Genomic DNA, 26,773 nt, shown 5'->3' with positions numbered 1-26,773 from the left:
TGTTGAGATCTCCAAAACCCCAACAGGATAAGCCGAAAGGCCGGAAGCGTGGCTGTCCCTCAATCATCATCGCCATCTCAGTGATCCGTTCTCTCAGCGGACGCGGTCTCTTTCATGCCACCTCCTTGGGCTTAACGGGTTGATGGGGGTCAGGCGCTGGCGGACGATTTGCGCTCGTTGATCGCCAGAAAGGCTTCGGTTCGCGCCCATACGCTGCCGTCATCCTTCGCGTTGAGGTCATCCAGGATGCTGGCGATGGTCACGCGCCTGAGTTCGGTGCGGTAGGCCTGCTCGGCTCTCAGCATCGCAACATTGATGGTGCAGGGCGCGGTCGGCTTGCAGGCATAGGGATTGGGACCGCGCAGCCGGATCTCGTTGCACCGGAACGCCGGCTCCGGGCCTTCGACCGCAAGCACGATATCGAGCAAGGTAATCTTCTCCGGCGTCTTCGCGAGCCGGTAACCGCCCTTAGGACCCGGAACTGCCTCCAGCAGTCCGGCACCGGACATCGCCTGCAGGTGCTTCAAGAGATAGCTCGTAGAGACGCCATGGAACTCGGCAAGAGCGGCCGCCGACAGGGTGCTGCCGGGCTGAAGACAGCTCAGCATCGTCACGCTGTGAATGGCCTGCTCGACCCCGTCACCGAGTTTCATGGGCGGCTCCTTAATCGTGGATAATTTTTATCTATGATTAGACCGCGAGTCAATGCCTGTGATTGCACCCATCGGACAGGCTTCTCTTTTGGCGGATTTGATCTACCTTTGTTCTCCGTGAACAGGATCGATTCCAGAGAGCCGCAGGGCGATGCCCTGACCCTGCCCGCTCCCTTTCTGCGCTGGTTCGGCGAGAAGGGCTGGCGGCCGCGTGCGCACCAGCTGGAGCTGCTCGCCCGCGCCGAGGCCGGGGAAAGCACGCTGCTGATCGCGCCGACCGGCGCTGGCAAGACGCTCGCCGGCTTCCTGCCTTCGCTGGTCGATCTCACCCGGCGCGGCAAGATCCCGCCGGGCGCAGCCTTCGTCGGCATCCACACGCTCTACATCTCGCCTCTGAAGGCGCTCGCCGTCGATATCGAGCGCAACCTGATGAAACCGGTCGGCGAAATGGGACTGCCTGTGCGCGTCGAAAACCGTACGGGCGATACGCCGACCGCCAAGCGTCAGCGACAAAAACTCAATCCGCCCGACATTCTGCTGACGACGCCGGAGCAACTCGCGCTGCTGCTCGCCAACGGCGAGGCGCAACGCTTCTTCAAGGACCTGCGCTACGTCGTCTTTGACGAGCTGCATTCGCTCGTCACCTCCAAACGCGGCCATCTTCTCTCCCTCGGTCTGGCGCGGCTGCGCCGGCTGGCGCCCGGCCTGCAGACGATCGGCCTTTCGGCAACGGTCGCTGACCCGATGGATCTGCAGCGTTGGCTGGCGCCGCAAGAGCCGGACGCGCACAACCATGCCGGTCTCGTCCAGGTCCAGGGCGGGGCCAAGCCGCAGATCTCCATTCTGAAGACCGAGGAGCATGTGCCTTGGGCCGGGCACTCGGCACGCTACGCCATCGCCGATGTCTACGAAGCGATCAAGGAGCACGGCACCACCCTGCTCTTCGTCAACACCCGCAGCCAGGCGGAGCTGCTCTTCCAGGAGCTCTGGACGATCAACGACGACAACCTGCCGATCGCGCTGCATCACGGTTCGCTCGACGTCGCCCAGCGCCGCAAAGTCGAGGCGGCGATGGCCGAGAACCGCCTTCGGGCGGTCGTTGCGACCTCGACGCTCGACCTCGGCATCGACTGGGGCGATATCGATCTCGTCGTGCATGTGGGCGCACCGAAGGGCGCGAGTCGCCTTGCCCAGCGCATCGGCCGCGCCAACCACCGCATGGACGAACCGTCGAAGGCGATCCTGGTGCCGGCCAACCGCTTCGAGGTGATGGAATGCCAGGCCGCACTCGACGCCAACTATATCGGCGCGCAGGACACGCCACCCGTCGGCAAAGGCGCTCTCGACGTGCTCGCCCAGCACGTGCTCGGCATGGCTTGCGCCGCGCCTTTCGATCCCCTCGCATTGTTCGATGAAATCACCACCGCCTCGCCTTATGCGACGCTCGCCTGGGAGACCTTCGAGCGCGTCATCGATTTCGTTGCGACCGGCGGCTATGCGCTGAAGACCTACGAGCGCTATGCCCGCATCCGCAAGACCAAGGACGGGCTCTATCGCGTCTCCAATCCGCTGGTGGCGCAACAGTACCGGCTGAACGTCGGCACCATCGTCGAATCGCCGATGCTCAACGTGCGTTTGGTCAAGCGCAACGCGCGCGGCTCGCTTGGCCGCGGCGGCATGCCGCTCGGCAAGGTCGAAGAGTATTTTCTCGAAATGCTCTCGCAGGGCGACACCTTCATGTTCTCCGGCAAGGTGCTGCGTTTCGAGGGCATCCGCGAAAACGAGTGCCTGGTCAGCCAGGCCTTTACCTTCGATCCCAAGGTGCCGAGCTATGCTGGCGGCAAGTTTCCGCTGTCGACCTATCTCGCCGAGCAGGTCCGCAGGATGCTTGCCGATCCAGCGCGCCGGGCAGCGCTGCCGGAACAGGTGCGCGACTGGCTGTCCTTGCAGAAGGACGTCTCGATGCTGCCGCGCGAGGACGAGCTTCTGATCGAGACCTTTCCGCGCGGCAGCCGCCATTACATGGTCATCTATGCCTTCGAAGGGCGGTTGGCGCACCAGACGCTCGGCATGCTGCTTACCCGCCGGCTCGATCGCGCCGGGCTGAAACCGCTCGGTTTCGTCGCCACCGATTACTCGCTGGCGGTCTGGGCGCTCGACGACCTCGGGGCCACCTTCGAGCTCAGGCGCGGCGCGCTTGCCGATCTCTTCGACGAGGACATGCTCGGCGACGACCTCGAAGCCTGGCTCAACGAATCCTTCCTGCTCAAACGGACCTTCCGCAACTGCGCCGTCATCGCCGGCCTCATCGACCAGCGCCATCCCGGCAAGGAAAAGACCGGCCGGCAGGTGACGGTCTCGGCAGACCTCATTTACGACGTATTGCACGCGCACGAGCCGGATCACCTGCTGCTCGAAGCGACCCGCAACGATGCGGCGACGGGGCTTTTGGACATCGCCCGCCTCGGGGATATGCTGAAGCGAATCAAGGGCCACATCACGCATCGACGGCTCGACCGGATCTCGCCGCTGGCGGTGCCCGTCATGTTGGAGATCGGCAAGGAAATGGTCCAGGGCGAAGCGCAGGACTTCCTGCTGTCGGAAGCCGCCGACGACCTGATCCACGAGGCGATGGGCGGTCTGGATGTGGATTGATAGGAAAATGGTTTCGAGAATGAGCAGTCTGTCGATGTCGGCGGGTTACCCCCCTCTGGCCTGCCGGCCAGAGGGGGGTATTATCCTCGCAACACAATGTGCGAGACCGTGACCATGCATCGCCTCGCCCACGCCCTCTCGGCCCAGACGACTGCCCCCCTCCTCCATGCCCAGACAATCGTCAACGGCGTCATCGCGATCTGCGATCCGCTCGGTAGCCTCTACCTGCCGGAGACGGGCACGCTGGTCGTCTCCGACCTGCATCTGGAGAAAGGCTCCGCCTTTGCCCGCCGCGGCATGCTTTTGCCGCCTTACGATACGCTGGCGACGCTGCGCGTGCTTGAAGCGGCGATCGCGCGGCACGACCCGAAGTTCGTCATCAGCCTCGGCGACAACTTCCATGACCGCGTCGGTTCGGCGGCAATGCCCGATGATTTCCGGCACATGATTGCCGCCATGGCGCATGGGCGCGAATGGGTCTGGATCAACGGCAACCACGACCCGGACGGTGCTTTCGGCCTGCCGGGCGCCTCGATGGACGAACTCGGCCATGCGGGCCTGACCTTCCGGCACGAGCCGAAGCGCGGCGATGCCGTCGGCGAGATCGCCGGGCACCTGCATCCGGCTGCAACGGTGGTAAGACGGGAAAGAGCGGTGCGCCGCGCTTGCTTTGCGACCGATGGCACGCGCATGCTGATGCCGGCTTTCGGGGTCACCACTGGCGGGCTCGATCTCAGGCACCGGGCGATGACCGGCCTCTTCGACCGCAGCAAGCTTGTCGCCCATATGCTCGGGCGCGACCGGATCTATTCGGTTCGCTTTGCCAATCTCATCGCCTGAAGAGGGCGGGGAAAACGGCGCGGCTCTCCCGCGCCGGGGATCCGCCGGTAATCAGAAGGCGTTGAAGGTCAGCGTCGTCAGCGAGCGCGAGATGCCCGGCACCGTGGCAATGTTGTCGTTGATGAACTTGCCGATGTCCTGGCCTTCTTCGATATAGACCTTGATGATCAGGTCGTAATCGCCGCTCGTCGAATACATCTCCGAAACGATCTCCTTGCGGTAGATCTCGTCGGCAACCTCGTAGGTCTTGCCGGGAGCGCACTGCAACTGGACAAAAATCGGTTTCATCGAGCTTCCTCTGTTTTTTATTTGCCATGGCATGCGCTGATGAAACGCATTCGGCATGCCTTTCCATAGCGCTCCGGCGCGCAAAAGGAAACGTCGGCGAAGATCGCCCGTCACTATTCCTTGCGGAAGATCACGCTGGCGCCCCAGCCGGTGATGACGGCGAGCAGCACGGCCATGAGGCCATAGAGCAGCGGCTGCTGGTGTGCCGCCTGGGTGATGAACTGTTCCAGGCCGGTCTTGACGACACGCAGCGGCAGCGCCTTGGCGGCGACGAAGACGCCGTCACGGAAGAGATAGGCGCGAACCACATGCACGCCGTTCGGCACGTTGGCCGGCAAGCGCACCGAGGCCTTGAAGAGGCTGGAGCTGATGAACTGCACGCCGCCGGGATCGCGCTCGTAGACGCCGCTGGTCTCGCGGATGCGGCGGAAGGCGTTGCGGAATTCGCCGAGATTGCTGCCGTCACCCACGAAGCCGAGCGGCACCAGCCGCATGTGGTCGACGCCGATGCCCATGTTGCCCATCTCGCCGGGCGGCGCGATCGTCTCGATATCGCGCGTCGACGACAGCGAATAGGATTCAGGCACCAGCTCGAAGGTCATGGAGCTGGTGTTCACCCAGATGCCGAAGACGCGCTCCTTCTTACGCACCGTCGCGTTGTCCTTGGGCCCTTCGAGGCTGACGACGATGTTGTAGCGCCCCTGGGCCAGCAGGCCCTGATCGAAGCCGTCGACGGCGCCGAAGATCGTCAGGTCGGCGCCGCGGAAATCGGAAGTGATGGCGATCTCGTCGGTGGAGATGCCGATCTCCAGCTTCTCGGTGAAGTCGGCATTCTCGTCCTGGATGGCTGCCTGCGCCGGGGCGGCGAAAGCCAGAACAAGGAGAGCGAGAGCTGTGCGGGCGAGGCGGATCATCAGAAACCGAACCCCGCGGATACGACCGAATAGACGTCCTTCGGCGGAATGATGAGCTCGATTGCCAGACGGATGCCGACGGCAAGAACAAGCAAGGCCAGCAATGCGCGCAGCTGTTCGCCGCGCAGCTTCTGGCCGACGCGTACGCCGTATTGGGCACCGATGACACCGGCGATCATCAGTACGAAGGCGAGCACGATATCGACGGTGTAGTTGGTCGAAGCCTGGACGATGACCGTGTAGGCCGAAACGAAGATGATCTGGAACAGCGACGTGCCGACGACGACGTTGGTCGGGATGCGCAGGAGATAGATCATCGCCGGCACCATGATGAAGCCGCCGCCGACACCCATGACCGAGGTCAGGATGCCGATGCAGAAGCCGAGGGCGACAACCGGGATGACGCTCAGGTAGATCTTCGATTTCTTGAAGCGCATCTTCAAGGGCAGGCCATGCACCCAGTTGTGCTGGCCAGGGCGACGCAAGGTCGTCTGCTGGTTCTTGGCCGCCTTGCGCATGGCGACGACGCTCTCCCAAAGCATCAGGCCGCCAACGGTGCCGAGCAGCACGACGTAAAGCAGCGAGATCACCAGGTCGAGCTGGCCGAGGCGACGCAGCAGCGAGAACAGCCAGACGCCGACGGTCGCGCCGGCAAGACCACCGCATAAGAGCACCGTGCCGAGCTTGATGTCGATCGTGCCACGCCGGAAATGCGTGATCGCCCCCGAAATCGACGAGGCCACCACCTGGTTGGCACCGGTCGCTACCGCTACGACGGGAGGAATATTGTAGAAGATCAGGAGCGGGGTGATCAGGAACCCGCCACCGACGCCGAACATGCCGGACAGAAAGCCGACTGCGGCGCCCATACCGAGAATGATGAGTATGTTCACCGACAACTCTGCGATGGGCAGATAAATCGACACGCCGGGACCTCGATATGCCAACGGCCCGCGATGCGGGCGAACCAGTCAGTGTGGCAATCAAATCACCACGATTGAGGGAATATTCGAAGGGCCGGCACCTCTCCCGAGGGCGAGGCGGCCTCCGTCATGCACTCCTGCAGCGTTGCGCTTCCGCCAGGACGTGCCAAGGCCACGAATCGGACCTTGATTGCTGCATCGGTTCTTCCTTAGCCCGATTCCGATTAAGGAATTATGCAGCAGCCCGAGATTTCAACCTTTTCAGCCACATGGCGGATGGCTGCGCCACCCGCAACCCGTGTCGCCCGGCTCTGCGGCTTTATTACGGCGCAAGGCCCAAGGGTCAGGAATTGCGCTTCAGCAATTCCTTGACCAGCTGCTCGGTGATTTCGCCCGTCGGCTCCTGGCCGACCGACTTCTGGAAGGCCTTGATGGCGGCGACGGTCTTCTTGCCCATCTGGCCATCCGGCTTGCCAGCGTCAAAGCCGTTGTTGTTGAGGATCGCCTGGATGTTGCGGACCGCCTTGCTCATGTCGACGCTGGCGGTCTTGTTGGCCGGGCCAACCCAGGCATCCGGAACGTCGACGCTGTTTGCCTTGGCGTCGACCGGCTCAGCCTTCCAGGCTTCCGCCTTGGCCTTGGCGCTTTCGAGCTGCTCCGGCTTCATCGCCTTGGCAACTTCGTCGCGCTTGGCGCCGGCATCGAGATCGCCTTCGCGGGCAGCCGCCGAGAACCACTTGTAGGATTCCGTCAGGTCCTGCGGCACGCCGTTGCCACGGGCGTAGAGAACCGCAAGGTTGAACTGGCTGTCGCGGATGCCGAGCTCGGCCGCCTTCGCAAACCACTTCGTTGCCTCGTTGAAGTCAGGCGCGCCATCGCGGCCGCTTGCCAGCATCACCGCGAGGTTGTGCATGGCGCTGGCGTTGCCCTGGCCAGCGGAAGCGATATAGAGCGCCTTCGCCTTCGCCGCGTCGCGCGTCACGCCGGTGCCCTTCTCGTAGAGGGTCGCGAGGCGGTACTGTGCCGGCACGACACCGGCATCGGCGGCGCGCTGATACCATTTGGCGGCTTCAGCCATGTTTTCCTGAACACCACGGCCCTCGGTGAAGCGCACGGCGATTTCGTAGAAGGCGAGCGGGTCGCCGCCCTTGGCCGCGGTCACCAGCGCGACCGGACCGAAACCTTCCGGCAACACGACGTCGGTGGGCACAGCGGCAGCAGCTGTCGTCGCCGGGGTCATCGCGGCGCCATCGGCCGGCGCGCTGGCGAGCGAAGCGTTCGCCACCGGCGACGCTGCGGCCGGAGCCGGCTGGAACTCGGTGACCGGCGTCGGCGTCTCGGCGACGGGCGCAAGCATCGGCGCCTTGTCTTCGGGCGTTGCAAAGGTGGTCGTCGGCACGGTCGTTGCCGTCACCGCGATCGAGGCCTCGGGAAGCTTCACGGGCGTTTCGACGGAATCGAGCGGTGTCGCAACGGCCGTCTCAGACTCGGTAACCGGTGCTTCCTGCGCCGCGACGGTCGTGCCCTGCACCAGATGGTCGTCGGCGGCCTTGAACTCGGCTGCCTGCGGAGTGACCGTCTGCTCGATGACCGCGACCGGTTCGACCGGCATCTCGTCCTTGTTCAGCATCGAGCTGACCAGCGGGTAAGACATGATCGCCAAAAGGACGGCGCCGACGGCCATGAGGATCGGCCGGCGATGGCGGGCGAAGGCGCCGCCGATGCCGGACGTCGCGGCCTTTTCGCCGGTCTTGTTGAGGGTGTCGGTCTCTTCGACGGCAAGCTGGGCGGCGCGGCGGGCGGCGGCGATGAAGTCCGATTTGTCGCCATCGGCCGGTTGGATGCCTGCTTTGTTCATCTGCCCGGCGCGCACGCGTTCCAGGATCTTCTTCACGTCGGGAACGCCGGAGCCCGGCTCGAGCAGCTGGTTCGCTTCTTCCGGCGCGAGCATTTCGGAGGGATCGATCGACGGGGTCGGCTCTACGAGCTTGCGTGCCTGTTCCGGCGCCGGTTCCGAGCGCTTGCCGGAAAAGCGCCGGGTGAGGCCGGCGAGCAGGCCGGTGCGGGCGGCGGCAGCCGGCTCGCGCTCTTCTTCGAGCTCGACGGTCGAAATCTGCGCATCGTCGGCAAGGGCTGTTGCCGGTTCGGCGGGTTGAACCGCGACGGCCTGGTCCTCTGCCTGGAGGGCACGGACATTGCGCTGCAGGTCGTCGTAGCGATCATCAAGATCGCCGCCACCGAAGGGGTCGTGGAACTCCGGCTGTGCGGCGCGCGGCATCTGAGCCGCTTCGCGCACCACCGCCATGGCAGGCTGCGCCGCCATTGCCGGCTCGCGGTTTTCGATGCGCTCCAGCTTGTCGGCAATGTGGACGAGCGTTTCGTGCAGCGCCTCGAAGGTGCGCGCAGTCCGCTCTTCGCTGGAGCGGCTCAAGTCCTCAAGCGTCCTCAAGTCTTCGGCGAGTGCCGAGATCGCTGCCAGATCGCCACCGGCGGAGGCCTGCGAAGGACCGTTCTTGGAATAGGCTTCCATCACAGCTTCGGCGGCCTGGCGCGCGGCTTCCACGATGTACTCGTCGCTGGTCGAGAAATAGTCCTCGAGCGCGGTCATGCGGCTTTCGTAGTCGACGGGCATGGCGCTTTGGGCGACGTCCGCCCGCGGCTGGCTGACCAGCGTCGACAGGTTGGCAATCTGGGCTTCAAGATTCTGAAGTGCTGCGCGGTCGTCGAACGGCGCGGCGTAGGTCTCTTCCAGACGCTGCGCGATACCGACCAGGCGATCTTCCAGCCGGTCGAAGCGCGGATCGGACGCGGGCTGGGCGCCATGGGTGTCAAGCTCGTCAATCCGGCGGGCGAGATAGTCCAGCCGCTCGGCGAGCGCATCGTTGACGCTGCCCTGGTCGAGAGCTTCGATCTTGCGGGAAATGTCCGACAGGTAATCGTTGAGGTCTGACTGCGCGGTCCTGCTGCTGCGCTCCATCATCAGCGACAGCTGGTCCAGCCGCTCTTCCAAGCGGGCAGCCGCCTTTTCACCGGCGAGATCCTCGACCCGGACGGTCAAGGCTTCGAGGCGCGCACCGAGCCCGCCGTCGTTCGGGCGCGACAGGCTGTCGATCTGGCGGGAGAGATCGCCAAGCCGGCTTTCCAGGCGATTGACAAAGCCGGAATCCAGCCCGGACGTCGTGCGAGTGTTGGCCGCGATGGCGCGGCTGATTTCGTCGAGACGGCTGTCGAGATCGGCAAACTGCGAGACGAGGCGGCGATCGTCCGGCTGGATCTGGCGACCGAGCATTTCGATCGCCTGGGCGACGGCGATCAGCTTGTCTTCCAGCGCGTCGACGGCGGAGCTTCCCTGGAGCGAGCCGATCTGCGACTTGATTTCGTCCAGGCGATAGGCGAGCGCGACCAGTTCGTCGTCGCGGTTCTGATCAAAGGCGATCAACCGGTCTTCGACACCGCTCCAGCGGTTTTCCATCCGGCGCATGCTGTCTTCGCGCGCGAGACCGTCGATCATCGCGCGCAGGTCGTCAAAATCGCCGCGCAGCGCATCGGCCTGGGCGGGCGATGCCTGGCGGCCGAGATGCTGGATGCTTTCGGCAAGGCGCTGCATGTCGCCGCGCACGTCTTCGGCAAAGCTGTGATCCTGCGCCTGCGCCTTGATGCCGCGAATTTCGGTGCGCAGCGAATTCATCTCGCGCGTCAGGCCGTCAGTGATGTCGCGCTTCAGGTCCTGGCGCAAACCGACAAGCGCTTCGGCGATATCGTTGACCGCGGAGGCGGGCCGCGGAGGTTGGTTGTGAAGCGGTTGCTGGCGCGGCTCTTCGACGTAACGATCGGAGATCGGGCGCTCGGAAACAGGTCGTTCGGGGGCATAACGTTCCGGCTCGCGCTGCGGCATCCGGTCGCGAAGCGTCGGGCGCTCGCGCGAGGTGCTGAGGCTGCGCTGGCGCTGCATGATTTCGGCGACGGCATCGCGGGGCGAGGCCGTTTCCCGCACGGGTTCGCGGGCGGGCTGGCGCTCGGGCGGCCTTGGCGCCGGGTCGCGGGCCGTGCCGCTCATCAGGCCTTCGATCCGCGCCTCCAGTCCTTCGATGGTGCGGTTCAAGGCGTCGAGCGACGGCCGCTCGCTATAGGACTGGCTGCCTGCGCGCTGAGGATTTGATCGCAATCCGCTCATGTTGTTCTTCGCCCCTGTCGTCGGCCATCTCGAAAGTCGTCACGGAAGAAAACTGCTTTCTTCACCCCTGTGGCGCTTCCGACGCGGGCAAAACTACAACGATGCGACGCCAGGACAGGTTGCAGCTTTGACCATCTCAACACGCACCTTTCACGAAACGTGGTAAACAAGCGGTTAACCTGCGGATGATTTTTTAACGATTTGGCAGGATCGTGCGAAGTTGAGGCGCCGCGGTGCCGCCGACCTCCCCCACACACCACCAAACTGCACGACACGCAATTTTTGACGTTTACGCAAACGTCAAAATTTTGTAGCATCCGGCCAACGATGCGAGACCGCCCTGGAGCATCCCGCTGTCCCGTGGAAGCACGGGAGGGAGACGATGCCCTGGAATCAATGAGGATGGCGGCGCATCCGGCATCCTGCAACCGGGCGTCGACGACGAGAGACGGCAGCCCGAAGCACCAAAGGCGAGGAAAGAATGCCCATCTACAAGGCTCCGGTCGACGATACCCTCTTCATCCTGAACGACGTGCTCGGCATCGAGCGCTACAACAACCTGCCCGGATTTGCCGATGCGACGCCCGACATGATCGAAGCGATCGTCGGCGAAGCTGCCAAGCTTGCCGAAGAAGCCCTGTTTCCGGTCAACCTTTCCGGCGACCAGGAAGGCTGCAAGCGTCGCGACGACGGTTCGGTCAGCGTGCCGAAGGGCTTCAAGGAAGCCTTCGACCTCTACCGCGAAGGCGGCTGGCTTGGCCTTGCCGTGCCCGAAGAATTCGGTGGCCAGGGCCTGCCCTATACGCTGCACACCGCCGTCGGCGAATACATGTCGTCGGCCAACATGGCACTGACCATGTATCCGGGCCTCACCCAGGGCGCGATCGCCGCGATCCTCGTGCATGGCACGGACGAGCAGAGGCAGGCCTACCTGCCGAAGATGGTTGCCGGCACCTGGACCGGAACGATGAATCTCACCGAGCCGCATTGCGGGACGGACCTCGGCCTCCTGCGCACGAAGGCAGTGCCCACCGGCAACGGCGCCTACAAGATCTCCGGCCAGAAGATCTTCATCTCTGCCGGCGAACACGACATGTCGGACAACATCATCCATCTGGTGCTCGCCCGCATTGAGGGCGCGCCCGAGGGTGTGAAGGGCATTTCACTGTTCATCGTACCGAAGTTCAAGCTTGATGCCGCCGGCGAGCCGGGCGAACGCAACGGTGTTTCTTGCGGCGCGATCGAACACAAGATGGGCATCCACGGCAACTCGACCTGCGTCATGAACTATGACGAGGCCGAGGGCTATCTCATCGGCACGGAGAACAAGGGCCTCAACGCCATGTTCGTGATGATGAACGAGGCGCGCCTCGGCGTCGGCCTGCAGGGTCTCTCGATTGCTGAAATCGCCTACCAGAATGCCGCCAACTATGCGCGCGACCGCATCCAGGGCCGTTCGCTCTCCGGCCCGAAGGCGCCGGACAAGAAGGCCGACCCGATCATCGTGCATCCGGACGTGCGCCGCACCCTGATGACGATCAAGGCCTTCAACGAAGCCGGCCGCGCCTTCACGCTCTGGACCGCGCTCAAGTCCGACATCGCCCACCGCTCCGACAATGATGCCGACCGCCAGACGGCCGACGACCTCCTCGGCCTGATGACGCCGATCCTGAAGGGCGTACTTACCGACAAGGGCTTCGACCATGCCGTCATGGCGCAGCAGATGTTCGGCGGTCATGGCTACATCGAAGAACACGGCATGAGCCAGTATGTCCGCGATGCCCGCATAGCGATGATCTATGAAGGCGCAAACGGCATCCAGGCGCTCGACCTCGTCGGCCGCAAGCTAGGCCTCAACGGCGGCCGCGCCGTCATGGCGCTGTTCAAGGAGATCGGCGATTTCTGCGAGGAAAACCGCAGCAACGAAAAGCTCGCCGCCTATACCAAGGCGCTGAAGAAGGGCCTCAACGACCTGCAGGCGGCCACCATGTGGTTCATGCAGAACGCGATGGCCAAGCCCGACAATGCCGGCGCCGGCTCGACCGACTACATGCACCTCTTCGGTCTCGTCGTCCTTGGTTACATGTGGGCGAAGATCGCCAAGACCGCCGAGGAAAAGCTTGCCTCTGGCGAAACGGCGCGCGCAGACTATCTGAAGAACAAGCTGATCACCGCGACCTTCTTCATGGAAAGGATCCTGCCGGAAACGGCCCTGCGCAAGGCCCGCATCGAAACCGGCGCCGACACGCTAATGGCGCTTGATGCGGCCGCTTTCTAATCCCGCCGCGGGTTCGATCTAAAATGTTTTGACGGGCAGCACCTGACGGTGCTGCCGAAAGGGAGATGAGACATGACGAAAGTCTTCGTTTACGACCACGTGCGCACACCGCGCGGCCGTGGCAAGAAGGACGGATCGCTGCACGAAGTGCCGTCCGTTCGCCTGGCAGCCAAGATGCTGGAAGCGGTGCGTGACCGCAACGACCTCGACACCTCGACCGTGGACGACATCATCATGGGTTGCGTCGATCCTGTGATGGACGCAGGCGCGGTGATCCCGAAGGCTGCCGCCTTCGAAGCCGGTTATTCGACCCGTGCGCCTGGCATGCAGATTTCACGCTTCTGCGCCTCCGGCCTCGACGCCGTCAACTTTGGCGCAGCCAAGATCGCCCAAGGCGCCGACGACATCGTGATTGCCGGCGGCGTTGAATCGATGTCGCGCGTCGGCCTCGGCATGTCGGGCGGCGCCTGGTTCATGGACCCCTCGGTCAACTTGCCGGCCTTCTTCATGCCGCAGGGCGTTTCGGCCGACCTGATCGCCACCAAGTACGGTTTTAGCCGCGACGACGTCGACGCCTATGCGGTCGAAAGCCAGAAGCGTGCGGCGCACGCCTGGGAACAGGGCTACTTCAAGAAGTCCGTCGTGCCCTTCAAGGACCAGAACGGCCTGACCATCCTCGACCGCGACGAGCACATGCGTCCGGGCACCGACATGCAGGCGCTCGCTTCGCTCAACCCGTCCTTCCAGATGCCGGGCGAAATGGGCGGCTTCGAAGCCGTCGGCATCCAGGCGCATCCTGAAATTGAGAAGATCAACTACGTGCACCACGCCGGCAACTCCTCGGGCATCGTCGATGGCGCTGCTGCCGTGTTGCTCGGCTCCAAGGCCGGCGGCGAAAGCATGGGCCTGAAGCCCCGCGCCCGCATCCGCGCCTTCGCCAACATCGGCTCCGACCCGGCACTGATGCTGACCGGCCCGGTCGACGTCACCGAGAAGCTTCTGAAGCGCGCCGACATGAAGCTGTCGGACATCGACCTCTTCGAGCTCAACGAAGCCTTCGCGGCCGTCGTGCTGCGCTACATGCAGGCCTTCGACATCCCGCACGACAAGATCAACGTCAACGGCGGCGCGATCGCCATGGGCCATCCGCTCGGCGCAACCGGCGCGATGATCCTCGGCACCGTGCTCGACGAACTGGAGCGCCGCGATCTCAACACCGCGCTCGTCACGCTCTGCATCGGCGCCGGCATGGGCACGGCCACGATCATCGAAAGGGTCTGACGATGGACGTGATGCGCCGCACCCTTCTCGGAGTGATGGGCCTGGGGCTGCTTGCAGCCGCGGGCTGCGTCTCCGACGAGGAGGAAGGCGGCGACAGCTTCACGCTCACCGGTGCGATCTCCAATGTCGCGAGCGGCCCGGTTCCGGCCGGCACCGTCACGATCCGGCTCGAAGAGCAGGGCGTGATGGACGTCGCCGCCAAGCTGATCGCCGAGACTTCGGTCGTCAGCGACGGCAAGGCCACCCGCGTGCCCTTCGTGCTGCAGGTGCCGAAGCCCGAACTCGACAAGGCTGTCGACGCGGGCTTCACCATCCGCGTCGAGCGCGACGGCCGGCTGATCGCCACCAACACCAGCAAGCAACGTTACAGCGGCGGATCGAACGTCTCGCTGCAGATCGAACCCATTCTCTACTGAGGGGGAGAACCATGACGAAGTATACCAATTTCAAGATCGAGACCGACGCTGACGGCATCGCGCTCGTCACCTGGGACATGCCTGAGAAGTCGATGAACGTCTTCACTCAGGAGGTGATGGAAGAGCTCAACGCCATCGTCGACCAGACCACGGCCGACGCAGCGGTCAAGGGCGTCGTCTTTACGTCCGGCAAGTCGAGCTTCTCCGGCGGCGCCGACCTTTCGATGATCAAGTCGATGTTCACCTTCCAGCAGGAAGAAAAGAAGAAGGATCCGGATAACGCCGCCCAGAAGCTCTTCGACCTCGTTGGCCGCATGACCGGGCTCTTCCGCAAGCTCGAAACCTCGGGCAAGCCATGGGTATCGGCGATCAACGGCACCTGCATGGGCGGCGCCTTCGAGCTTTCGCTCGCCTGCCACGGCCGTGTCGCGTCGAATTCCAAGTCGGTCAAGATCGCGCTGCCGGAAGTCAAGGTCGGCATTTTCCCGGGCGCCGGCGGCACCCAGCGCGTGCCGCGCCTGACCAATGCGCAGGACGCGCTGCAGATGATGACGACAGGCTCGTCGCTGACGGCAGCCCGCGCCAAGGCGCTTGGCCTGGTGCATGAAGTCGTCGATGCCGACAAGCTGGTCGACGCGGCCAAGGCGATGATCAAGAACGGCCTGAAGCCGGTCCAGCCGTGGGACGAAAAGGGCTACAAGGTTCCGGGCGGCGGCATCTGGACGCCGGCTTCGGCCCAGCTCTGGCCGGCCGCTTCCGGCATCCTGCGCCGCGAGACCTACGGCAACTATCCGGGCGCCGTCGCGATCCTGAAGTGCGTCTATGAAGGCCTGCAGGTACCGTTCGACACGGCGCTCAAGATCGAGCAGCGCTACTTCACCGAGATCCTTCAGACGACCGAAGCCTTCTCGATGATCCGCTCGCTGTTCGTCTCGATGCAGGAACTCGGCAAGGGCGCCCGTCGTCCGGCCGGCGTGCCGAAGTCCGAATTCAAGCATGTCGGCGTCGTCGGCGCCGGCTTCATGGGCGCCTCGATCGCCTATGTGACGGCTGCTGCCGGCATTGCGGTGACGCTGATCGACCGCGACATGGAAGCGGCCGAAAAGGGCAAGGCGCATTCGGAAGGCCTGGTCAAGGATTCGATCGGCAAGGGCCGCCTGACCAAGGAAGAGGGCGAGGCGCTGCTTGCCCGTATCACCCCTTCGGCCGACTACAATGACCTGAAGACCGCCGGCCTCGTCGTCGAAGCGGTGTTCGAGGATCGCCAGGTCAAGAAGGACGTGATCGAGAAGGTGGAAGCGGTGATTGCCGAAGACGCGATCTTTGCCTCCAACACCTCGACGCTGCCGATCACCGGTCTTGCCAAGAACTCCAAGCGCCCGGGCCAGTTCATCGGCGTCCACTTCTTCTCACCAGTCGAGAAGATGATGCTGACGGAAGTGATCCTCGGTAAGGAGAGCGGCGACAGGGCGCTCGCCGTGGCACTCGACTATGTCGCGGCGATCAAGAAGACGCCGATCGTCGTCAACGACACCCGCGGCTTCTACGTCAACCGTTGCGTCTTCCGCTACATCCACGAAGCCTATGACATGCTGATCGAAGGCGTGCCGCCGGCGATGATCGAAAATGCCGCCAAGATGGCCGGCATGCCGGTCGGCCCGCTGTCGCTCAACGACGAAGTGGCGATCGACCTCAGCCAGAAGATCCTCAAGGCCACCGTCGCCGACCTCGGCGAAAAGGCTGTCGATCCCAAGCACCTGGCGCTGATCAACAAGATGGTCGACGATCTCGACCGTCGCGGTCGCAAGAACGGCAAGGGCTTCTACGAGTATCCGGCCAAGCCCGCCAAGAAGTATCTGTGGCCGGAGCTGAAAACCCTCTATCCGCAGAAGAACGCAGACAAGATCGATGTCGAGGTGCTGAAGCAGCGGCTTCTCGCGACGATCGCGCTCGAAGCGGCCCGCACCATGGAAGAAGGCATCGTCACCGATCCGCGCGAAGCAGACGTCGGCTCGATCCTCGGTTTCGGCTTTGCTCCCTACACCGGCGGCACGCTCTCCTACATCGACGGCATGGGCGTGAAGGCCTTCGTCGAGATGTGCGAGACGCTCGCCAAGGATTATGGCAACCACTTCAAGCCGACGGCACTCCTCAAGGAAATGGCCGAACGCGGCGAGACCTTCTACGGCCGCTTCGACCCCTACGGCGAGAAGAAGCAGGCGGCGTAAGGTTCGCTCAATAGCATTGGAAGCAGGCCCCCTCGAGGGCCTGTTTTCGTTTGAGCACGGCCTGCTCGAGGCCCTTGCCGGCTTAGCGCCCACCCGGCCGCCATCACTCTGTTACGGTTGTGGTGCTAGGCCTGCGCGGATTGAACCACACTCCATGACGAAGCCATGACCAAAGCCGCCCTCCGCCCCGCCGTCCCCGGCGACGAACCCTATCTGCACTGGCTGGAAGAAGCCTGCATGCGCAACTATGCGATCGCGCTTTGGGGCAGCTGGCGGCCTCGGCTGGCGGATGCACTCATCCTCGGCGAGCATCGCATCATCGCCGTGGGGCACGAGGATGTCGGCTGCGTATCTGTCACGCGGCGCGAGGACCATTTCTGGGTGAACAAGCTTTACGTCGCGCCCGGTCACCAGAAGTGCGGCTACGGTGCGATCGCGCTTCGCCAAGTGCTCGGTGAAGCAAGGGCGATCGGCCTGCCCGTGCAGCTCAGCGTGCTGACGACCAATCCGGCGGTGGCGTTCTACCGCCGCGAAGGTCTTGTGATCTATGAAGAAACCGCCGAGCGGCGCTTCATGACGTCTGACGCGCGTTAAGCTTATCAGCATCTTCTGATTGACGCTCTTCGCGCGCAGGCGCATCCTCCGCGAGGTCAGAGGGGGACACGCCATGAGCGAGCCTGATCTCTATCTTCTTGGGCGCGCCGGGCCCGAAGAAGAACGCCTGAAACGACAGATTGCCAATCTCGCCCCTGATTCCGACCAGCAGCTCGAACGGGTCGGAATCCGGCCGGGCGAACGCGTCGTCGATCTTGGCTGCGGCCCCGGTGGGGTTCTGCACCTACTTGGCAAACGCGTCGGGCCAAACGGATCGGTGCTCGGCATCGAACGCGATCCGAATTTTGTCGAACTCGCCCGCCGTTTCGTTGCCGGCCATGCGCTCCCCCAGGTGGATGTGCGCGAGGGCGATGCCTATGCGACAGGCCTGCCGCGCCGTTCCTTCGACGGCGCTCATATGCGGCTGGTGCTCGTCAACGTGCCGCGGCCAGAGCTGATCGTGCTCGAAATGGTGTCATTGGTACGGCCGGGTGGCTGGATCGCGAGCTTCGAGGCCGATTTCCTCGGACATATCTGCGATCCGCCGCTTGCCGCCTGGGACCGGCTGCTTGCCGCCTATGTCGCCTATTCCGCCGCCAGAGGCATCGACCTCAATATCGGTCGCCGGCTGCATCGTCTGTTCCGGAACGCCGGTATCGAGGCGATATCCGTCGACGCGGTCGAGCATGTCTATCCGCCGGGTCACGACCGCCGGCCGATCCTTCGGGATTTCATCGACAATGTCCGCGGCGGGCTTGTCGCCGAAGGCTTCATCGGCCAGGCCGAGCTCGATGCCGATCTGAAAGCACTCGACCAGCATCTTGCCGACCCAAACGTGCTCGTGACCTCACACATGTTCTTCCGGCTGACCGGCCGTGTTCCCGAGGCGCTCGTCATCCAAGCATGACGACGATTTCCGTCCGTCCCGTATCTCTAAGCGGCGGCACCGGCGCGCCGATGCGCCAGTCGTTCGCCGACGATGATCAGCAGGCCAGCCGCAAAGATCAGCCCGGCGCCGGCAAAGACGTTGGTGGCCGGAACGTCGCCCCAGATCAGGAAGCCGAGCCCGAAGGCCCAGACGAGCGAGGTATATTCGAACGGCGCGATCACCGAGATCGGTGCCCGGCGCATGCCCTCGAACAGCGCGTACTGGGCGATGCCGGCGATGACGCCGGTTCCGGCCATCAGCGCGACGTCGAAGAGCGCCGGCGGTGTCCAGAAAAAGCCGACGGCAAGCCCGGTCATGGCGATGAAAAAGACGTTGGAGATCGTCATCTGCACCAGGGTCGTTTCCTGAAGTGCCGTCTTGCGCAGCATCACCGTGCCGATCGCCCAGAAGACGGCGGCGATAAGCGCCAGGAACACCGGCAGCGACAGTTTCATGCCGGTGCCGAGCGGATCGCAGGCGATGAGCACGCCGACGAAACCGATGAACACGGCGAACCAGCGGATCGGCGGAACGTCCTCCTTCAGGATCGGTACAGCAAGCAGCGTCACGATGATCGGCGCGGCGTAGTAAAGGGTGGTCATCTCCGCCAGGCCGAGGTCGCGCGCCGCGTTGAAATAGGAAAGCCACGCAGCGAGCAGCAAAAGATTGCGCACGAAGAGCGGTTTGATCACCGGCGACGAGATGGCGCTGCGCACCAGCTTGCCGCGACCGATCACAAGGCAGAGCAGGAGAATGGTGATGCTGCGGGTAAACAGGATCTGCCAGACCGAGTAGCCGACGACCAGCCATTTGACCGACGCATCCTGCAGCGAAAACAGGAAATAGGAAAACGTCGTCATGACGATGCCTGACAGGACGGTCTTGTTCATGGGAGCCTCGATCACGCCGGCGGGAGGAGAAGCGGCGGAGCCCGTCTGATAGCGCGGCCGCGACGGGCGCGGAAGGGGCATGTCGGGGCGGCGCTGTGGCGATTTCTTGGGGTGGCTTGCACCACGGATCGGACAGCAAGCTTGATGGAGATCAAGAACCGGCGCTTGCGCCGCTGCTAGAAGGCAGCGATAACGACCATGAAACTCGGGTCCCAACGACATGCAGCCGCTCGCCTTTGCCCTTGCCGCCCTCGTCCTGCTCGCGACGCCCGGTCCGACGAATACGCTGCTTTGGCTCTCCGGCGCATCGGCCGGGCTTCGCCGGTCGCTGCCGCTTTTGACCGGCGAGCTCGGCGGCTATCTCGCGGTGATCATTCCCGCCGTCGCGTTGCTCGCACCGTTCCTTGCCGCCCATCCGAACCTCGGCCTGGCGCTGAGGCTCATTGCCGCCTGCTGGGTTCTCTACCTCGCCTATGCGCTCTGGACGACCGATGCCGAGCGCAGCGAAGGTGTCGTCATCTCCATCCGACAAGTCTTCCTCACGACGCTGCTCAATCCGAAAGCCCTGATCGTCGCCCTGGTGCTGTTGCCGCAGACAGGACTGGCAGCCGTCTGGCCCTGGATCGCCGGCTTCTCCCTGCTGGTCATCGCCGCCGGGTCGACCTGGATCGGGGCCGGCGCCCTGCTGGTGCAGATGTCCAAGGGTCTTTCGGCTTCGCACCTGCCGCGCCGGATCGCCGCCGTCTGCCTCACGCTCTTCTCCGTCGGCATCGCCGGCAGCGCGATCGCCGCCATGCACTAGCAAAAATCCCGGAGGACCAGCACGTGTCCTCCGGGAATCGATCGCTATGCGCGGCCAAACGTTGTGCCTCAGGCAGCAACCGCCTCGCCGAGTTCCTTGGCCAACGCCCCCATCAACTCTTCCCAGCCTCCGCGGCGGTACTCGAGCTTGTCGAGCCCGTCGAGGAAGGCCACCTGTTCGGTAAAGACGAGGCGCGTTCCGGTGCCCGCAGGCTGGATATCGACCGTGGCGACGGAGGCAGAAATCCGCCTGTCGTTCTGCGTCATCGTATAGGCAAAGATGATCCGGCGGTTCTCGACGATATCGAGATAGACGGTATCGTCGTAATAGGTCGTCCCGTCGTCCACGCTGAAGCGACCGCTTTCGCGGCCGCCGACGCGGAAGTCGTGGGTGATCTGCGCCCCGGCTTCGACGTTGACGAACCAGCGCTCCTTTGCGGCTGGCTCCGAGAACGCCCTGAACACCTCAACCGGTGTCGCCTTGAAGTTGCGTTCAATGGTGAAGCTCGAATGTTCCACGGATCTGTCGATCATGTCCTGCCTCCTCTGGGTTGGAAATTGATGGCTTATACACAACTGGTTTCGATTATGAACTGCTATAATTTTGAAATCAGTTGAACGTTAGCGTCAGTGATGCGATAATGCAAGCGGTTTTAAAGAGGTGCCAATGAAGGACGACATGCGCTCGGGTTGCCCGATCAATCTTTCGCTCGAAGTGTTCGGCGACAAATGGAGCCTGCTGATCATTCGCGACATGATCTTCGGCGGCAAACGGCACTTCCGGGAGCTGCTGCGATCGCAGGAGGGTATCTCATCGAATATCCTTGCGGATCGGCTGAAGATGCTGGTCGAACAGGGAATGCTGACGAAGCGCGACGACCCCACGCACAAGCAGAAGGCGATCTACAGCCTGACGGAAATGACGATTGCACTCGTGCCGATCATGGCCCAGCTCGGTGCCTGGGGACGGCGCTACCGGCCGGTCAGCGAAGAGCTCAGCATTCGCGCCGAACTCATGGAGAACGGCGGCCCTGCGCTCTGGGATCGCTTCATGGACGAGCTGCGGCACGACCATCTGGGGATGCCGCTCGATGGCCCGCCGCGGGTGCGCGCCACGCTCCAGGCCGCCTATGAAGAGGTGGTCGCCAGGAAGGCGCAGGAAAAGGCGACGGCCTGACGCTCGCCCGGCGGCCGGTTCAGAGCCCGATCGCCGAGAGCATGACGAAGGTGGCAAACAGCACGAAATGCGTCATGCCCTCGATGGCGTTGGTCTGGCCGTCATTGAGGTTGATCGCGGCAACGATCAGCGTGATCGTCACCATCACCGTCTGCACCGGCGACATCGCCATCAGGAACGGCTGGCCGGTATAGAGCGCGATCGCCTCCATCACCGGCACCGTCAGGATGACGGTCGAAAGCGAAGCGCCGAGCGCGATATTGACGACCGCCTGCATGCGATTTGCGAGAGCGGCGCGCATGGCGGTCATGATCTCCGGAGAGGCGGAAATCGCCGCGACGACGATGGCCGTGACAGCCGGCGGTGCACCGCTCCCTTTCAAGCCCGATGTCAGCAGCGACGACATCACTTCCGCCAGCACACCGATCAGCACGATGCCGAGGATCAGGATCACGATCGACGGCAACACCGGCTGGTCGGGGCCGCCCTCTCTCGCGCTCCCCTCGCCCTTCGCCTTCGGATAGCTGTAGCTGAAGAAGTAGCTGTGCACGCCCACCTGCATGCGCAGGAACAGGGCGTAGAGCGTGATCATCGCGCCGATGGTGAAGGCCGAGTAGAGATGCCATTTCGCCGCCGGCACGAATTCCGGCACGATCATAGAAATCCCCATCGCCGTCAGGATCATCACGCTGTAGGTGCGGGCGGAATCGTCATTATAGGGCTGTTCGCCGTGCTTCAGACCTCCGAGAAGGGCTGCGAGGCCCAGGATGCCGTTGATGTCGAGCATGACGGCCGCATAGATCGTGTCGCGCACCAGCGTCGGCGAGGTCTCGCTGGTCATCATGATCGCCAGAACGACGACTTCGACGAGCACCGCCGAGAGCGTGAGGATCATCGTGCCATAGGGATCGCCGACCTTGGATGCCAGAACCTCGGCGTGATGCGACACCCGCAGCGATGCAAGCACGATCGCAACCACCAGACCGGCGGCACCGAGAAGCGTTGCGAGGCGCCCCATCTCAAGCAGGCGATCTTCGAGCGCAAGCCCGGCGACCGCGGCAAGCATGGCGACGATCAGCAGGCGTTCCGCTTTCATGCGCATCAACAAAACGCCCTCCACCGAAAGCCTGTCCTGCCCATCACCGGAACTATAGGGGCCGCGTCCCGCAAATCAAATGACGGAAAGAGGACTATTTTCCTCCCGATTCTTTACCGCCCTGCAGCGTTTCGGTAGTGTGGCCGGGAACCAAAGCAGCAAGTGGCCGCCTGCCCGGCCTGGATCTCTCGTCATGTTGTCTCACGGCACGATCTGGCACGCTATCGACACCCTGGCCGAGCGCCACCAGCTCTCGCCGTCCGGCCTCGCGCGCCGTGCCGGCCTCGACCCGACCTCCTTCAACAAATCCAAACGTCGCTCCGCCGACGGGCGCGAGCGCTGGCCCTCGACAGAATCGATCGCCAAGGTGCTGGGGGCGACGGGCGCCACCATGGACCAGTTCACCAGCCTACTGCAGCCGGAGGGGGTCCCAGCGCCTTCCGAGCCGGTGGCCGCTGCCACGATCCCGCTGATCGGCTTTGCCCAGGCGGGTGCCGGCGGCTACTTCGACGATGGCGGCTTTCCCGCCGGTCAGGGCTGGGACGTCATCGACTTTCCGACGGATGCGGAAAAGCGCAGCGGCACCTATGCGCTCGGGGTCCAGGGAGACAGCATGCTGCCGCTCTACCGCGACGGCGACATCCTGATCGTCGACCCCGGCGCGCCGATCCGGCGTGGCGATCGGGTTGTGGTGAAGACGCAGGAGGGCGAGGTCATGGCAAAGGTGCTCACGCGCCAGACGCCGCGTGTGATCGAACTTCTATCGCTCAATCCCGAGCATCCGAACCGGAGCTTCGAGACCAGCCAGATCGAATGGATCGCCCGAATTATCTGGGCCAGCCAATAGGACGTCCTTCCTGATGCGGCAGCATTTCTACACCCTTGCCGGCGGCATCGCCGCAATCGCCCTTTTCACCGGCATCCTCTATGCGGGCGCTGTTGCCATCCGCGACCGTGAGACCGCCGCCACACCGGAACTCGTTCTCGAAACGCCCGACATGACAGATTTCGAGGCGACGCCGGATCAGGCCGACGACGAGGTCCCGCTCGATCCCGGCGGCGCGGCGACGACCAGCGAACAATCGCCCACGACGGAAAATGCGGCACGCGCCATCGAGCCACAGCAGTTCGGCCTGCCCGATACGGTCACCAGTGCGCCGCTCGAACGGGTGGAACCGCGTGCGCCGTTGTCGGAACCGAAGAAGGAAGCGAAGGCCGCCGGGCCGACCGTACTCTATCGCCCGGTCGCGGTCGCCGCCGGTGTGATCCAGTTCGACAAGCTGACGCTGCAGATCGACGGCATCGAGCCGGAACAAGCGGAGCGGACCTGCGAAAGCGCCGGCAAGAGCTGGCCCTGCGGCATCGTCGCGCGAACCGCCTTCAGAAACTTCCTGCGCGCACGTGCGGTCAGCTGCGATCTGCCCGAAGGAGATTCCGGCCCTTCGGCCACCGCCTCCTGCACGCTTGGCGGACAGGATCTTGCCACCTGGCTCGTCGACAATGGCTGGGCAACGCCGGTTCCCGGCTCGACCCTCGAAAAACGCGCCGACGCAGCACGCCAGGCGAAGCTCGGTTTTTACGGTGACGATCCGCGCGACCTCAGCCACACGCCGATGACATTCGACGATCCGACCCTCGGCATCGGAGTGGACGCTTCGCAGCCGGACTTGTAAATAGCCGCGACAATTCCCAGCTCTCGACCGTCTGCCGAAAGCGGCAGACGGCTCAACTCTTTGAAACGACGCAATTCCGGATCAGGAACCGTGCCATCCCTGGAATCGCTCTACCGCCGGAAAGCCCATGCAACCAAGCCTCAGCCACCACGAAGCTCTCATCTATGTCATGGTGATGATGTCGGCGGTCGACCGCGAGATGAGCGACGACGAGTTTGCCCGCATCGGCCGGCTGGTTCAATTCCTGCCCGTGTTCGACGGCTTCGACGAGGACAGCCTCGTCCATATCGGCCATGAATGCTCGGCGCAGCTGGCGGCGCCCGAGGGGCTCGACATCATGCTCGAGATCGTGCGCGAAGCGCTGCCGGAGAAGTTCCACGAGACGGCCTATGCGCTCGCCGTCGAGATCGCGGCCGCCGACCAGCGCATCCGCAACGAAGAAATCCGCCTGCTGCAGTTGCTGCGCGACCGGCTTGGCCTCGACAAGCTGACCTGCGCCGCTATCGAGCGCGGCGCGCTCGCCCGCTTCCGCCGATAGGCCGGCCGGTGATCACGCCGAAAAGTTCTGGCGCCTAATAGATTCCGTTCGGGAAGTAGCGCAGGTAGATTTCCTCCAAGCGGCCGCTGCGCGACAGCGCCAGCAGCGCGTGATCGATCGCCTGGGTCAGGGCAGGCTCGGACTTGCGGTTCATGATCGTCAGGCCTTCACCGAGGAAGCGCTGCGAGAAGTAGGCGCCATCGACAAGCGTGCAGCAGCCGCCAGCAGCGCTACCCGAGATCCAGAAGGACAGCTGCATGCCGTCGGAAAACACCGCCGGCACATCGCCCTTCTGCAGAGCCGTCAGCATGGCCTCGCGGTCGGGATAGACCTTGGCCTCGATCTTTGGGAAAAACGCCTTGAACATCGCCTCATGCGTGGTTCCGGCGACGACACCGACCGGCTTCCCCTTGAGATCGCTCGGTGCCGAGACTGCGCCGGCCGCCTTGGTATTGACGGCGAAGCGCGCTGGAAGCCGCATGAAGGCGCGGGAAAAGCCAAAGCGTTGGCGCAGTTCCGGACCGACGGCGATACCGGCGGCCACCGCCTCGCCCTGCCCCTCTTCCAGTGCCGGCAGCAGCTCCGCATAGGTCACGGCCTGGATCTGGCATTTGGCCTCGATGTCGAGCTCGCGGCAGATCTCGCGCACGAGATCGACATGAAATCCCGAAAGCTTGCCGGACTGGTCGATGAAGTTGAACGGCGGAAAGTCCACCGTCGTCAGGAAACGCAGGCGCGCCAGGCCCGTGAGGTCGGGCTTGGCGATGCGTTCGCGCGCGTCGAACAGCAGCGGCAGATCCTTAGCCTCGGCCGCAAGCGGCGTCGCGATCAAGGATACGCAAAGGGCGAAAAAGGAAAGAACTTTCATGGGCAGCGGCCGGCACGTCTCATGTGGCAGGGGCGGCCCTTGGAACCGCGGTGATTCATCGAGCGGTAAAGTAACCGGCCGCAGCGCAGCTGACCATAGGCCGCCACGAGAACGCGGTTACACAAGGAACGGGACGAGAAAGAATGGAGCGGGTGATCGGGATCGAACCGACGACATCCAGCTTGGGAAGCTGGCGTTCTACCGCTGAACTACACCCGCGGCGCCTGCGAAACTTCCCGAACCGGGGCGATCTGTCAAGCACCCTTGCGCGGGATCGCGTAAGGGGCGCTGCAAAATCCCCTACTCGGCGCGGAAATGCTTCGAGAGCTTCAGGCCCTGCGCCTGGTAGTTGGAGCCGACGCCGAGGCCATAGAGACCATCCGGCCGTTCCAGCATGTGTTCGTAGATCAGGCGGCCGACGATCTGGCCGTGTTCGAGGATGAACGGCACCTCGTGGCTGCGCACTTCCAGCACGGCACGGCTGCCCGTGCCGCCGGCCGAGGCATGGCCGAAGCCCGGATCGAAGAAGCCGGCATAATGCACGCGAAACTCGCCGACCAGCGGATCGAACGGCGTCATCTCGGCCGCATAAAGCGGCGGAACATGCACCGCCTCGCGCGAGACGAGAATGTAGAACTCATCCGGATCGAGGATCAGTTCGTCGCGGCCGCGGCTGTAGAGTGGCTCCCAGAAATCGAAGATCGCGTGCTGCGCTTTCTTGTCGACGTCGATGACGGCGGTGTGATGCTTGCCGCGATAGCCGATCAGGCCTTCGGGCCCGGTGCCCTTCAGATCGATCGACAGCGCGATGCCGCCGCCGCTGACGTTCGGCTTGTCGCTCGCCACCAGCACGTCGCTCTCGTGCAGCGCCTGCAGTTCCTGCTCCGACAGAATAGACTGGCCCATGCGGAAGCGGATCTGCGACAGGCGCGAGCCTCGGCGCACGACGATCGGGAAGGTGCGCGGGCTGATTTCGAGATAGAGCGGACCGCTGTAGCCGGCCGGGATCTTGTCGAATTCCTGGGCGCGATCGGTGATGACGCGGGTGAAGATGTCGAGGCGACCGGTCGAGCTTTTCGGGTTGGCCGAGGCCGACATGCCCTCAGGCAGTTCCAGGCTTTCCATCAGCGGCACGATGTAGACGCAGCCCGTTTCCAGCACCGCGCCATCGGTCAGATCGACGACGTGCAGCTTCAGCCGGTCGAGCTTGTCGGCAACGAGGTGAGACGGGCCTGGCATGAAGCTTGCGCGGACGCGGAAAGCCTTCGAGCCTAGGCGCAGGTCGAGGCTTGCCGGCTGGATCTGATCGACATCCAGCGGCTTCTCGCTTTTGAGGCGTCCCGATTCTAACAGCGCGGCGATCGCGCGATCGGCCAAAATCCCAGTGTCGCGGCCCATTGCAGTCCTCTTTTCAGTTGCGAGACAAAACCAAACTCCGGGAATTGACGCAAGCGTACCCTGGCAGTATTGAAGCTTTATCCCGTGGTGATTTGGCCGGTCGGCTTGCAGCCACGTTAAACAAGTAGCTAAAAAGGCCGGGTGTCAAACCGGCCCTTCA

Annotated in this window: 23 protein-coding genes, 1 tRNA gene and 1 riboswitch; of the genes, 13 read left to right on the top strand and 11 right to left on the bottom strand. The window is 63.8% G+C overall.

What is annotated here, in order from left to right:
* Positions 1–149: 149 nt before the first annotated feature.
* Complete coding sequence (locus IB277_RS17315; RefSeq protein ID WP_060522333.1) at positions 150–653, bottom strand: Rrf2 family transcriptional regulator; 504 nt, start codon at positions 651–653, stop codon at positions 150–152.
* 108 nt (positions 654–761) lie between these two features.
* Here IB277_RS17315 and IB277_RS17310 point away from each other — a divergent pair, with 108 nt between their 5' ends.
* Positions 762–3,308, top strand: a complete 2,547-nt coding sequence (locus IB277_RS17310; protein ID WP_181432568.1) for a ligase-associated DNA damage response DEXH box helicase — start codon at positions 762–764, stop codon at positions 3,306–3,308.
* Positions 3,309–3,422: 114 nt separating this feature from the next.
* Positions 3,423–4,148 (top strand): ligase-associated DNA damage response endonuclease PdeM, encoded by a 726-nt coding sequence (pdeM, locus tag IB277_RS17305; protein ID WP_060581904.1) that lies wholly within the window; start codon positions 3,423–3,425, stop codon positions 4,146–4,148.
* Between the two features lie 51 nt (positions 4,149–4,199).
* Here pdeM and IB277_RS17300 read toward each other — a convergent pair whose 3' ends face one another.
* From IB277_RS17300 to IB277_RS17285, 4 genes are all read right to left on the bottom strand, one after another.
* On the bottom strand, positions 4,200–4,436 hold the full coding sequence (locus IB277_RS17300; RefSeq protein WP_034797129.1) for an Lrp/AsnC ligand binding domain-containing protein: 237 nt from the start codon (positions 4,434–4,436) through the stop codon (positions 4,200–4,202).
* 113 nt (positions 4,437–4,549) lie between these two features.
* The gene (locus IB277_RS17295) at positions 4,550–5,350 is read right to left on the bottom strand and encodes a TIGR02186 family protein (protein WP_060522335.1); all 801 of its coding nucleotides are present in this window, start codon (positions 5,348–5,350) and stop codon (positions 4,550–4,552) included.
* Positions 5,350–6,276, bottom strand: a complete 927-nt coding sequence (locus IB277_RS17290; protein ID WP_034797131.1) for a sulfite exporter TauE/SafE family protein — start codon at positions 6,274–6,276, stop codon at positions 5,350–5,352. Before IB277_RS17290 ends, IB277_RS17295 begins: the two co-directional genes overlap by 1 nt.
* 340 nt (positions 6,277–6,616) lie before the next feature.
* Positions 6,617–10,447 (bottom strand): peptidoglycan-binding protein, encoded by a 3,831-nt coding sequence (locus tag IB277_RS17285; RefSeq protein WP_090295011.1) that lies wholly within the window; start codon positions 10,445–10,447, stop codon positions 6,617–6,619.
* Positions 10,448–10,928: 481 nt separating this feature from the next.
* Here IB277_RS17285 and IB277_RS17280 point away from each other — a divergent pair, with 481 nt between their 5' ends.
* From IB277_RS17280 to IB277_RS17255, 6 genes are all read left to right on the top strand, one after another.
* The gene (locus IB277_RS17280; RefSeq protein ID WP_090295012.1) at positions 10,929–12,725 is read left to right on the top strand and encodes an acyl-CoA dehydrogenase C-terminal domain-containing protein; all 1,797 of its coding nucleotides are present in this window, start codon (positions 10,929–10,931) and stop codon (positions 12,723–12,725) included.
* Between the two features lie 72 nt (positions 12,726–12,797).
* Complete coding sequence (locus IB277_RS17275) at positions 12,798–14,006, top strand: acetyl-CoA C-acetyltransferase (RefSeq protein WP_034797134.1); 1,209 nt, start codon at positions 12,798–12,800, stop codon at positions 14,004–14,006.
* An 11-nt stretch (positions 14,007–14,017) separates the two neighbouring features.
* Positions 14,018–14,422 (top strand): YbaY family lipoprotein, encoded by a 405-nt coding sequence (locus IB277_RS17270; RefSeq protein WP_162727257.1) that lies wholly within the window; start codon positions 14,018–14,020, stop codon positions 14,420–14,422.
* An 11-nt stretch (positions 14,423–14,433) separates the two neighbouring features.
* A complete protein-coding gene (locus IB277_RS17265) occupies positions 14,434–16,650 on the top strand; it encodes an FAD-dependent oxidoreductase (protein WP_090295014.1) in 2,217 nt (738 codons plus the stop codon).
* A 165-nt stretch (positions 16,651–16,815) separates the two neighbouring features.
* Positions 16,816–17,244: a GNAT family N-acetyltransferase gene (locus tag IB277_RS17260; RefSeq protein WP_090295016.1), complete on the top strand. Its 429-nt coding sequence runs from the start codon at positions 16,816–16,818 to the stop codon at positions 17,242–17,244.
* Positions 17,245–17,317: 73 nt separating this feature from the next.
* Positions 17,318–18,151, top strand: a complete 834-nt coding sequence (locus IB277_RS17255; RefSeq protein ID WP_110818530.1) for a methyltransferase domain-containing protein — start codon at positions 17,318–17,320, stop codon at positions 18,149–18,151.
* Positions 18,152–18,177: 26 nt separating this feature from the next.
* Here the strand turns inward: IB277_RS17255 and IB277_RS17250 are convergent, their stop codons facing one another.
* Complete coding sequence (locus IB277_RS17250) at positions 18,178–19,062, bottom strand: DMT family transporter (protein WP_090295019.1); 885 nt, start codon at positions 19,060–19,062, stop codon at positions 18,178–18,180.
* 220 nt (positions 19,063–19,282) lie between these two features.
* Between IB277_RS17250 and IB277_RS17245 the strand changes: the two genes are divergently transcribed.
* Positions 19,283–19,864, top strand: a complete 582-nt coding sequence (locus tag IB277_RS17245) for a LysE family translocator (protein ID WP_090295020.1) — start codon at positions 19,283–19,285, stop codon at positions 19,862–19,864.
* A 68-nt stretch (positions 19,865–19,932) separates the two neighbouring features.
* Here IB277_RS17245 and IB277_RS17240 read toward each other — a convergent pair whose 3' ends face one another.
* The gene (locus tag IB277_RS17240) at positions 19,933–20,397 is read right to left on the bottom strand and encodes an SRPBCC family protein (protein ID WP_090295021.1); all 465 of its coding nucleotides are present in this window, start codon (positions 20,395–20,397) and stop codon (positions 19,933–19,935) included.
* 133 nt (positions 20,398–20,530) lie between these two features.
* On the opposite strand from IB277_RS17240, the gene IB277_RS17235 reads away from it, so the two are divergent.
* Positions 20,531–21,040: a helix-turn-helix domain-containing protein gene (locus IB277_RS17235; RefSeq protein ID WP_192371325.1), complete on the top strand. Its 510-nt coding sequence runs from the start codon at positions 20,531–20,533 to the stop codon at positions 21,038–21,040.
* A 19-nt stretch (positions 21,041–21,059) separates the two neighbouring features.
* Here the strand turns inward: IB277_RS17235 and IB277_RS17230 are convergent, their stop codons facing one another.
* The gene (locus IB277_RS17230; protein WP_034797145.1) at positions 21,060–22,142 is read right to left on the bottom strand and encodes a calcium:proton antiporter; all 1,083 of its coding nucleotides are present in this window, start codon (positions 22,140–22,142) and stop codon (positions 21,060–21,062) included.
* 187 nt (positions 22,143–22,329) lie between these two features.
* Between IB277_RS17230 and IB277_RS17225 the strand changes: the two genes are divergently transcribed.
* From IB277_RS17225 to IB277_RS17215, 3 genes are all read left to right on the top strand, one after another.
* Positions 22,330–22,983, top strand: coding sequence for a helix-turn-helix transcriptional regulator (locus IB277_RS17225; RefSeq protein ID WP_060581859.1), 654 nt, complete (start codon positions 22,330–22,332; stop codon positions 22,981–22,983).
* Between the two features lie 13 nt (positions 22,984–22,996).
* On the top strand, positions 22,997–23,809 hold the full coding sequence (locus IB277_RS17220; RefSeq protein WP_034797148.1) for a thermonuclease family protein: 813 nt from the start codon (positions 22,997–22,999) through the stop codon (positions 23,807–23,809).
* A 127-nt stretch (positions 23,810–23,936) separates the two neighbouring features.
* Complete coding sequence (locus tag IB277_RS17215) at positions 23,937–24,347, top strand: tellurite resistance TerB family protein (protein ID WP_034797150.1); 411 nt, start codon at positions 23,937–23,939, stop codon at positions 24,345–24,347.
* A gap of 34 nt (positions 24,348–24,381) precedes the next feature.
* Here the strand turns inward: IB277_RS17215 and IB277_RS17210 are convergent, their stop codons facing one another.
* From IB277_RS17210 to IB277_RS17200, 3 genes are all read right to left on the bottom strand, one after another.
* Entirely contained in the window at positions 24,382–25,215 is an 834-nt protein-coding gene (locus IB277_RS17210; RefSeq protein WP_090295025.1) for a transporter substrate-binding domain-containing protein, read from the bottom strand.
* A 144-nt stretch (positions 25,216–25,359) separates the two neighbouring features.
* Positions 25,360–25,434 (bottom strand) — tRNA-Gly (locus IB277_RS17205).
* Between the two features lie 81 nt (positions 25,435–25,515).
* A complete protein-coding gene (locus tag IB277_RS17200; protein WP_090295027.1) occupies positions 25,516–26,613 on the bottom strand; it encodes a 2'-deoxycytidine 5'-triphosphate deaminase in 1,098 nt (365 codons plus the stop codon).
* Between the two features lie 74 nt (positions 26,614–26,687).
* Positions 26,688–26,766, top strand: a riboswitch (SAM riboswitch).
* The last annotated feature ends 7 nt before the right edge of the window (positions 26,767–26,773 follow it).

It is taken from the genome of Ensifer sp. ENS07 (assembly GCF_014852185.1).
Taxonomy (GTDB): domain Bacteria; phylum Pseudomonadota; class Alphaproteobacteria; order Rhizobiales; family Rhizobiaceae; genus Ensifer; species Ensifer adhaerens.
The sequence above is the reverse complement of the archived record's forward strand: the minus strand, read 5'-3'. Positions and strand labels throughout refer to the sequence as shown.

Excerpts from the sequence above, each read along its gene's own strand:
- IB277_RS17245 (WP_090295020.1), top strand. The coding sequence starts at position 19,283 with ATGCAGCCGCTCGCCTTTGCCCTTGCCGCCCTCGTCCTGCTCGCGACG.
- IB277_RS17300 (WP_034797129.1), bottom strand. The coding sequence starts at position 4,436 with ATGAAACCGATTTTTGTCCAGTTGCAGTGCGCTCCCGGCAAGACCTAC.
- IB277_RS17260 (WP_090295016.1), top strand. The coding sequence starts at position 16,816 with ATGACCAAAGCCGCCCTCCGCCCCGCCGTCCCCGGCGACGAACCCTAT.
- IB277_RS17215 (WP_034797150.1), top strand. The coding sequence starts at position 23,937 with ATGCAACCAAGCCTCAGCCACCACGAAGCTCTCATCTATGTCATGGTG.
- pdeM (WP_060581904.1), top strand. The coding sequence starts at position 3,423 with ATGCATCGCCTCGCCCACGCCCTCTCGGCCCAGACGACTGCCCCCCTC.
- IB277_RS17280 (WP_090295012.1), top strand. The coding sequence starts at position 10,929 with ATGCCCATCTACAAGGCTCCGGTCGACGATACCCTCTTCATCCTGAAC.
- IB277_RS17230 (WP_034797145.1), bottom strand. The coding sequence starts at position 22,142 with ATGCGCATGAAAGCGGAACGCCTGCTGATCGTCGCCATGCTTGCCGCG.
- IB277_RS17225 (WP_060581859.1), top strand. The coding sequence starts at position 22,330 with ATGTTGTCTCACGGCACGATCTGGCACGCTATCGACACCCTGGCCGAG.
- IB277_RS17200 (WP_090295027.1), bottom strand. The coding sequence starts at position 26,613 with ATGGGCCGCGACACTGGGATTTTGGCCGATCGCGCGATCGCCGCGCTG.
- IB277_RS17285 (WP_090295011.1), bottom strand. The coding sequence starts at position 10,447 with ATGAGCGGATTGCGATCAAATCCTCAGCGCGCAGGCAGCCAGTCCTAT.
- IB277_RS17265 (WP_090295014.1), top strand. The coding sequence starts at position 14,434 with ATGACGAAGTATACCAATTTCAAGATCGAGACCGACGCTGACGGCATC.
- IB277_RS17210 (WP_090295025.1), bottom strand. The coding sequence starts at position 25,215 with ATGAAAGTTCTTTCCTTTTTCGCCCTTTGCGTATCCTTGATCGCGACG.
- IB277_RS17270 (WP_162727257.1), top strand. The coding sequence starts at position 14,018 with ATGCGCCGCACCCTTCTCGGAGTGATGGGCCTGGGGCTGCTTGCAGCC.
- IB277_RS17240 (WP_090295021.1), bottom strand. The coding sequence starts at position 20,397 with ATGATCGACAGATCCGTGGAACATTCGAGCTTCACCATTGAACGCAAC.
- IB277_RS17315 (WP_060522333.1), bottom strand. The coding sequence starts at position 653 with ATGAAACTCGGTGACGGGGTCGAGCAGGCCATTCACAGCGTGACGATG.
- IB277_RS17275 (WP_034797134.1), top strand. The coding sequence starts at position 12,798 with ATGACGAAAGTCTTCGTTTACGACCACGTGCGCACACCGCGCGGCCGT.
- IB277_RS17255 (WP_110818530.1), top strand. The coding sequence starts at position 17,318 with ATGAGCGAGCCTGATCTCTATCTTCTTGGGCGCGCCGGGCCCGAAGAA.
- IB277_RS17295 (WP_060522335.1), bottom strand. The coding sequence starts at position 5,350 with ATGATCCGCCTCGCCCGCACAGCTCTCGCTCTCCTTGTTCTGGCTTTC.
- IB277_RS17250 (WP_090295019.1), bottom strand. The coding sequence starts at position 19,062 with ATGAACAAGACCGTCCTGTCAGGCATCGTCATGACGACGTTTTCCTAT.
- IB277_RS17235 (WP_192371325.1), top strand. The coding sequence starts at position 20,531 with ATGAAGGACGACATGCGCTCGGGTTGCCCGATCAATCTTTCGCTCGAA.
- IB277_RS17220 (WP_034797148.1), top strand. The coding sequence starts at position 22,997 with ATGCGGCAGCATTTCTACACCCTTGCCGGCGGCATCGCCGCAATCGCC.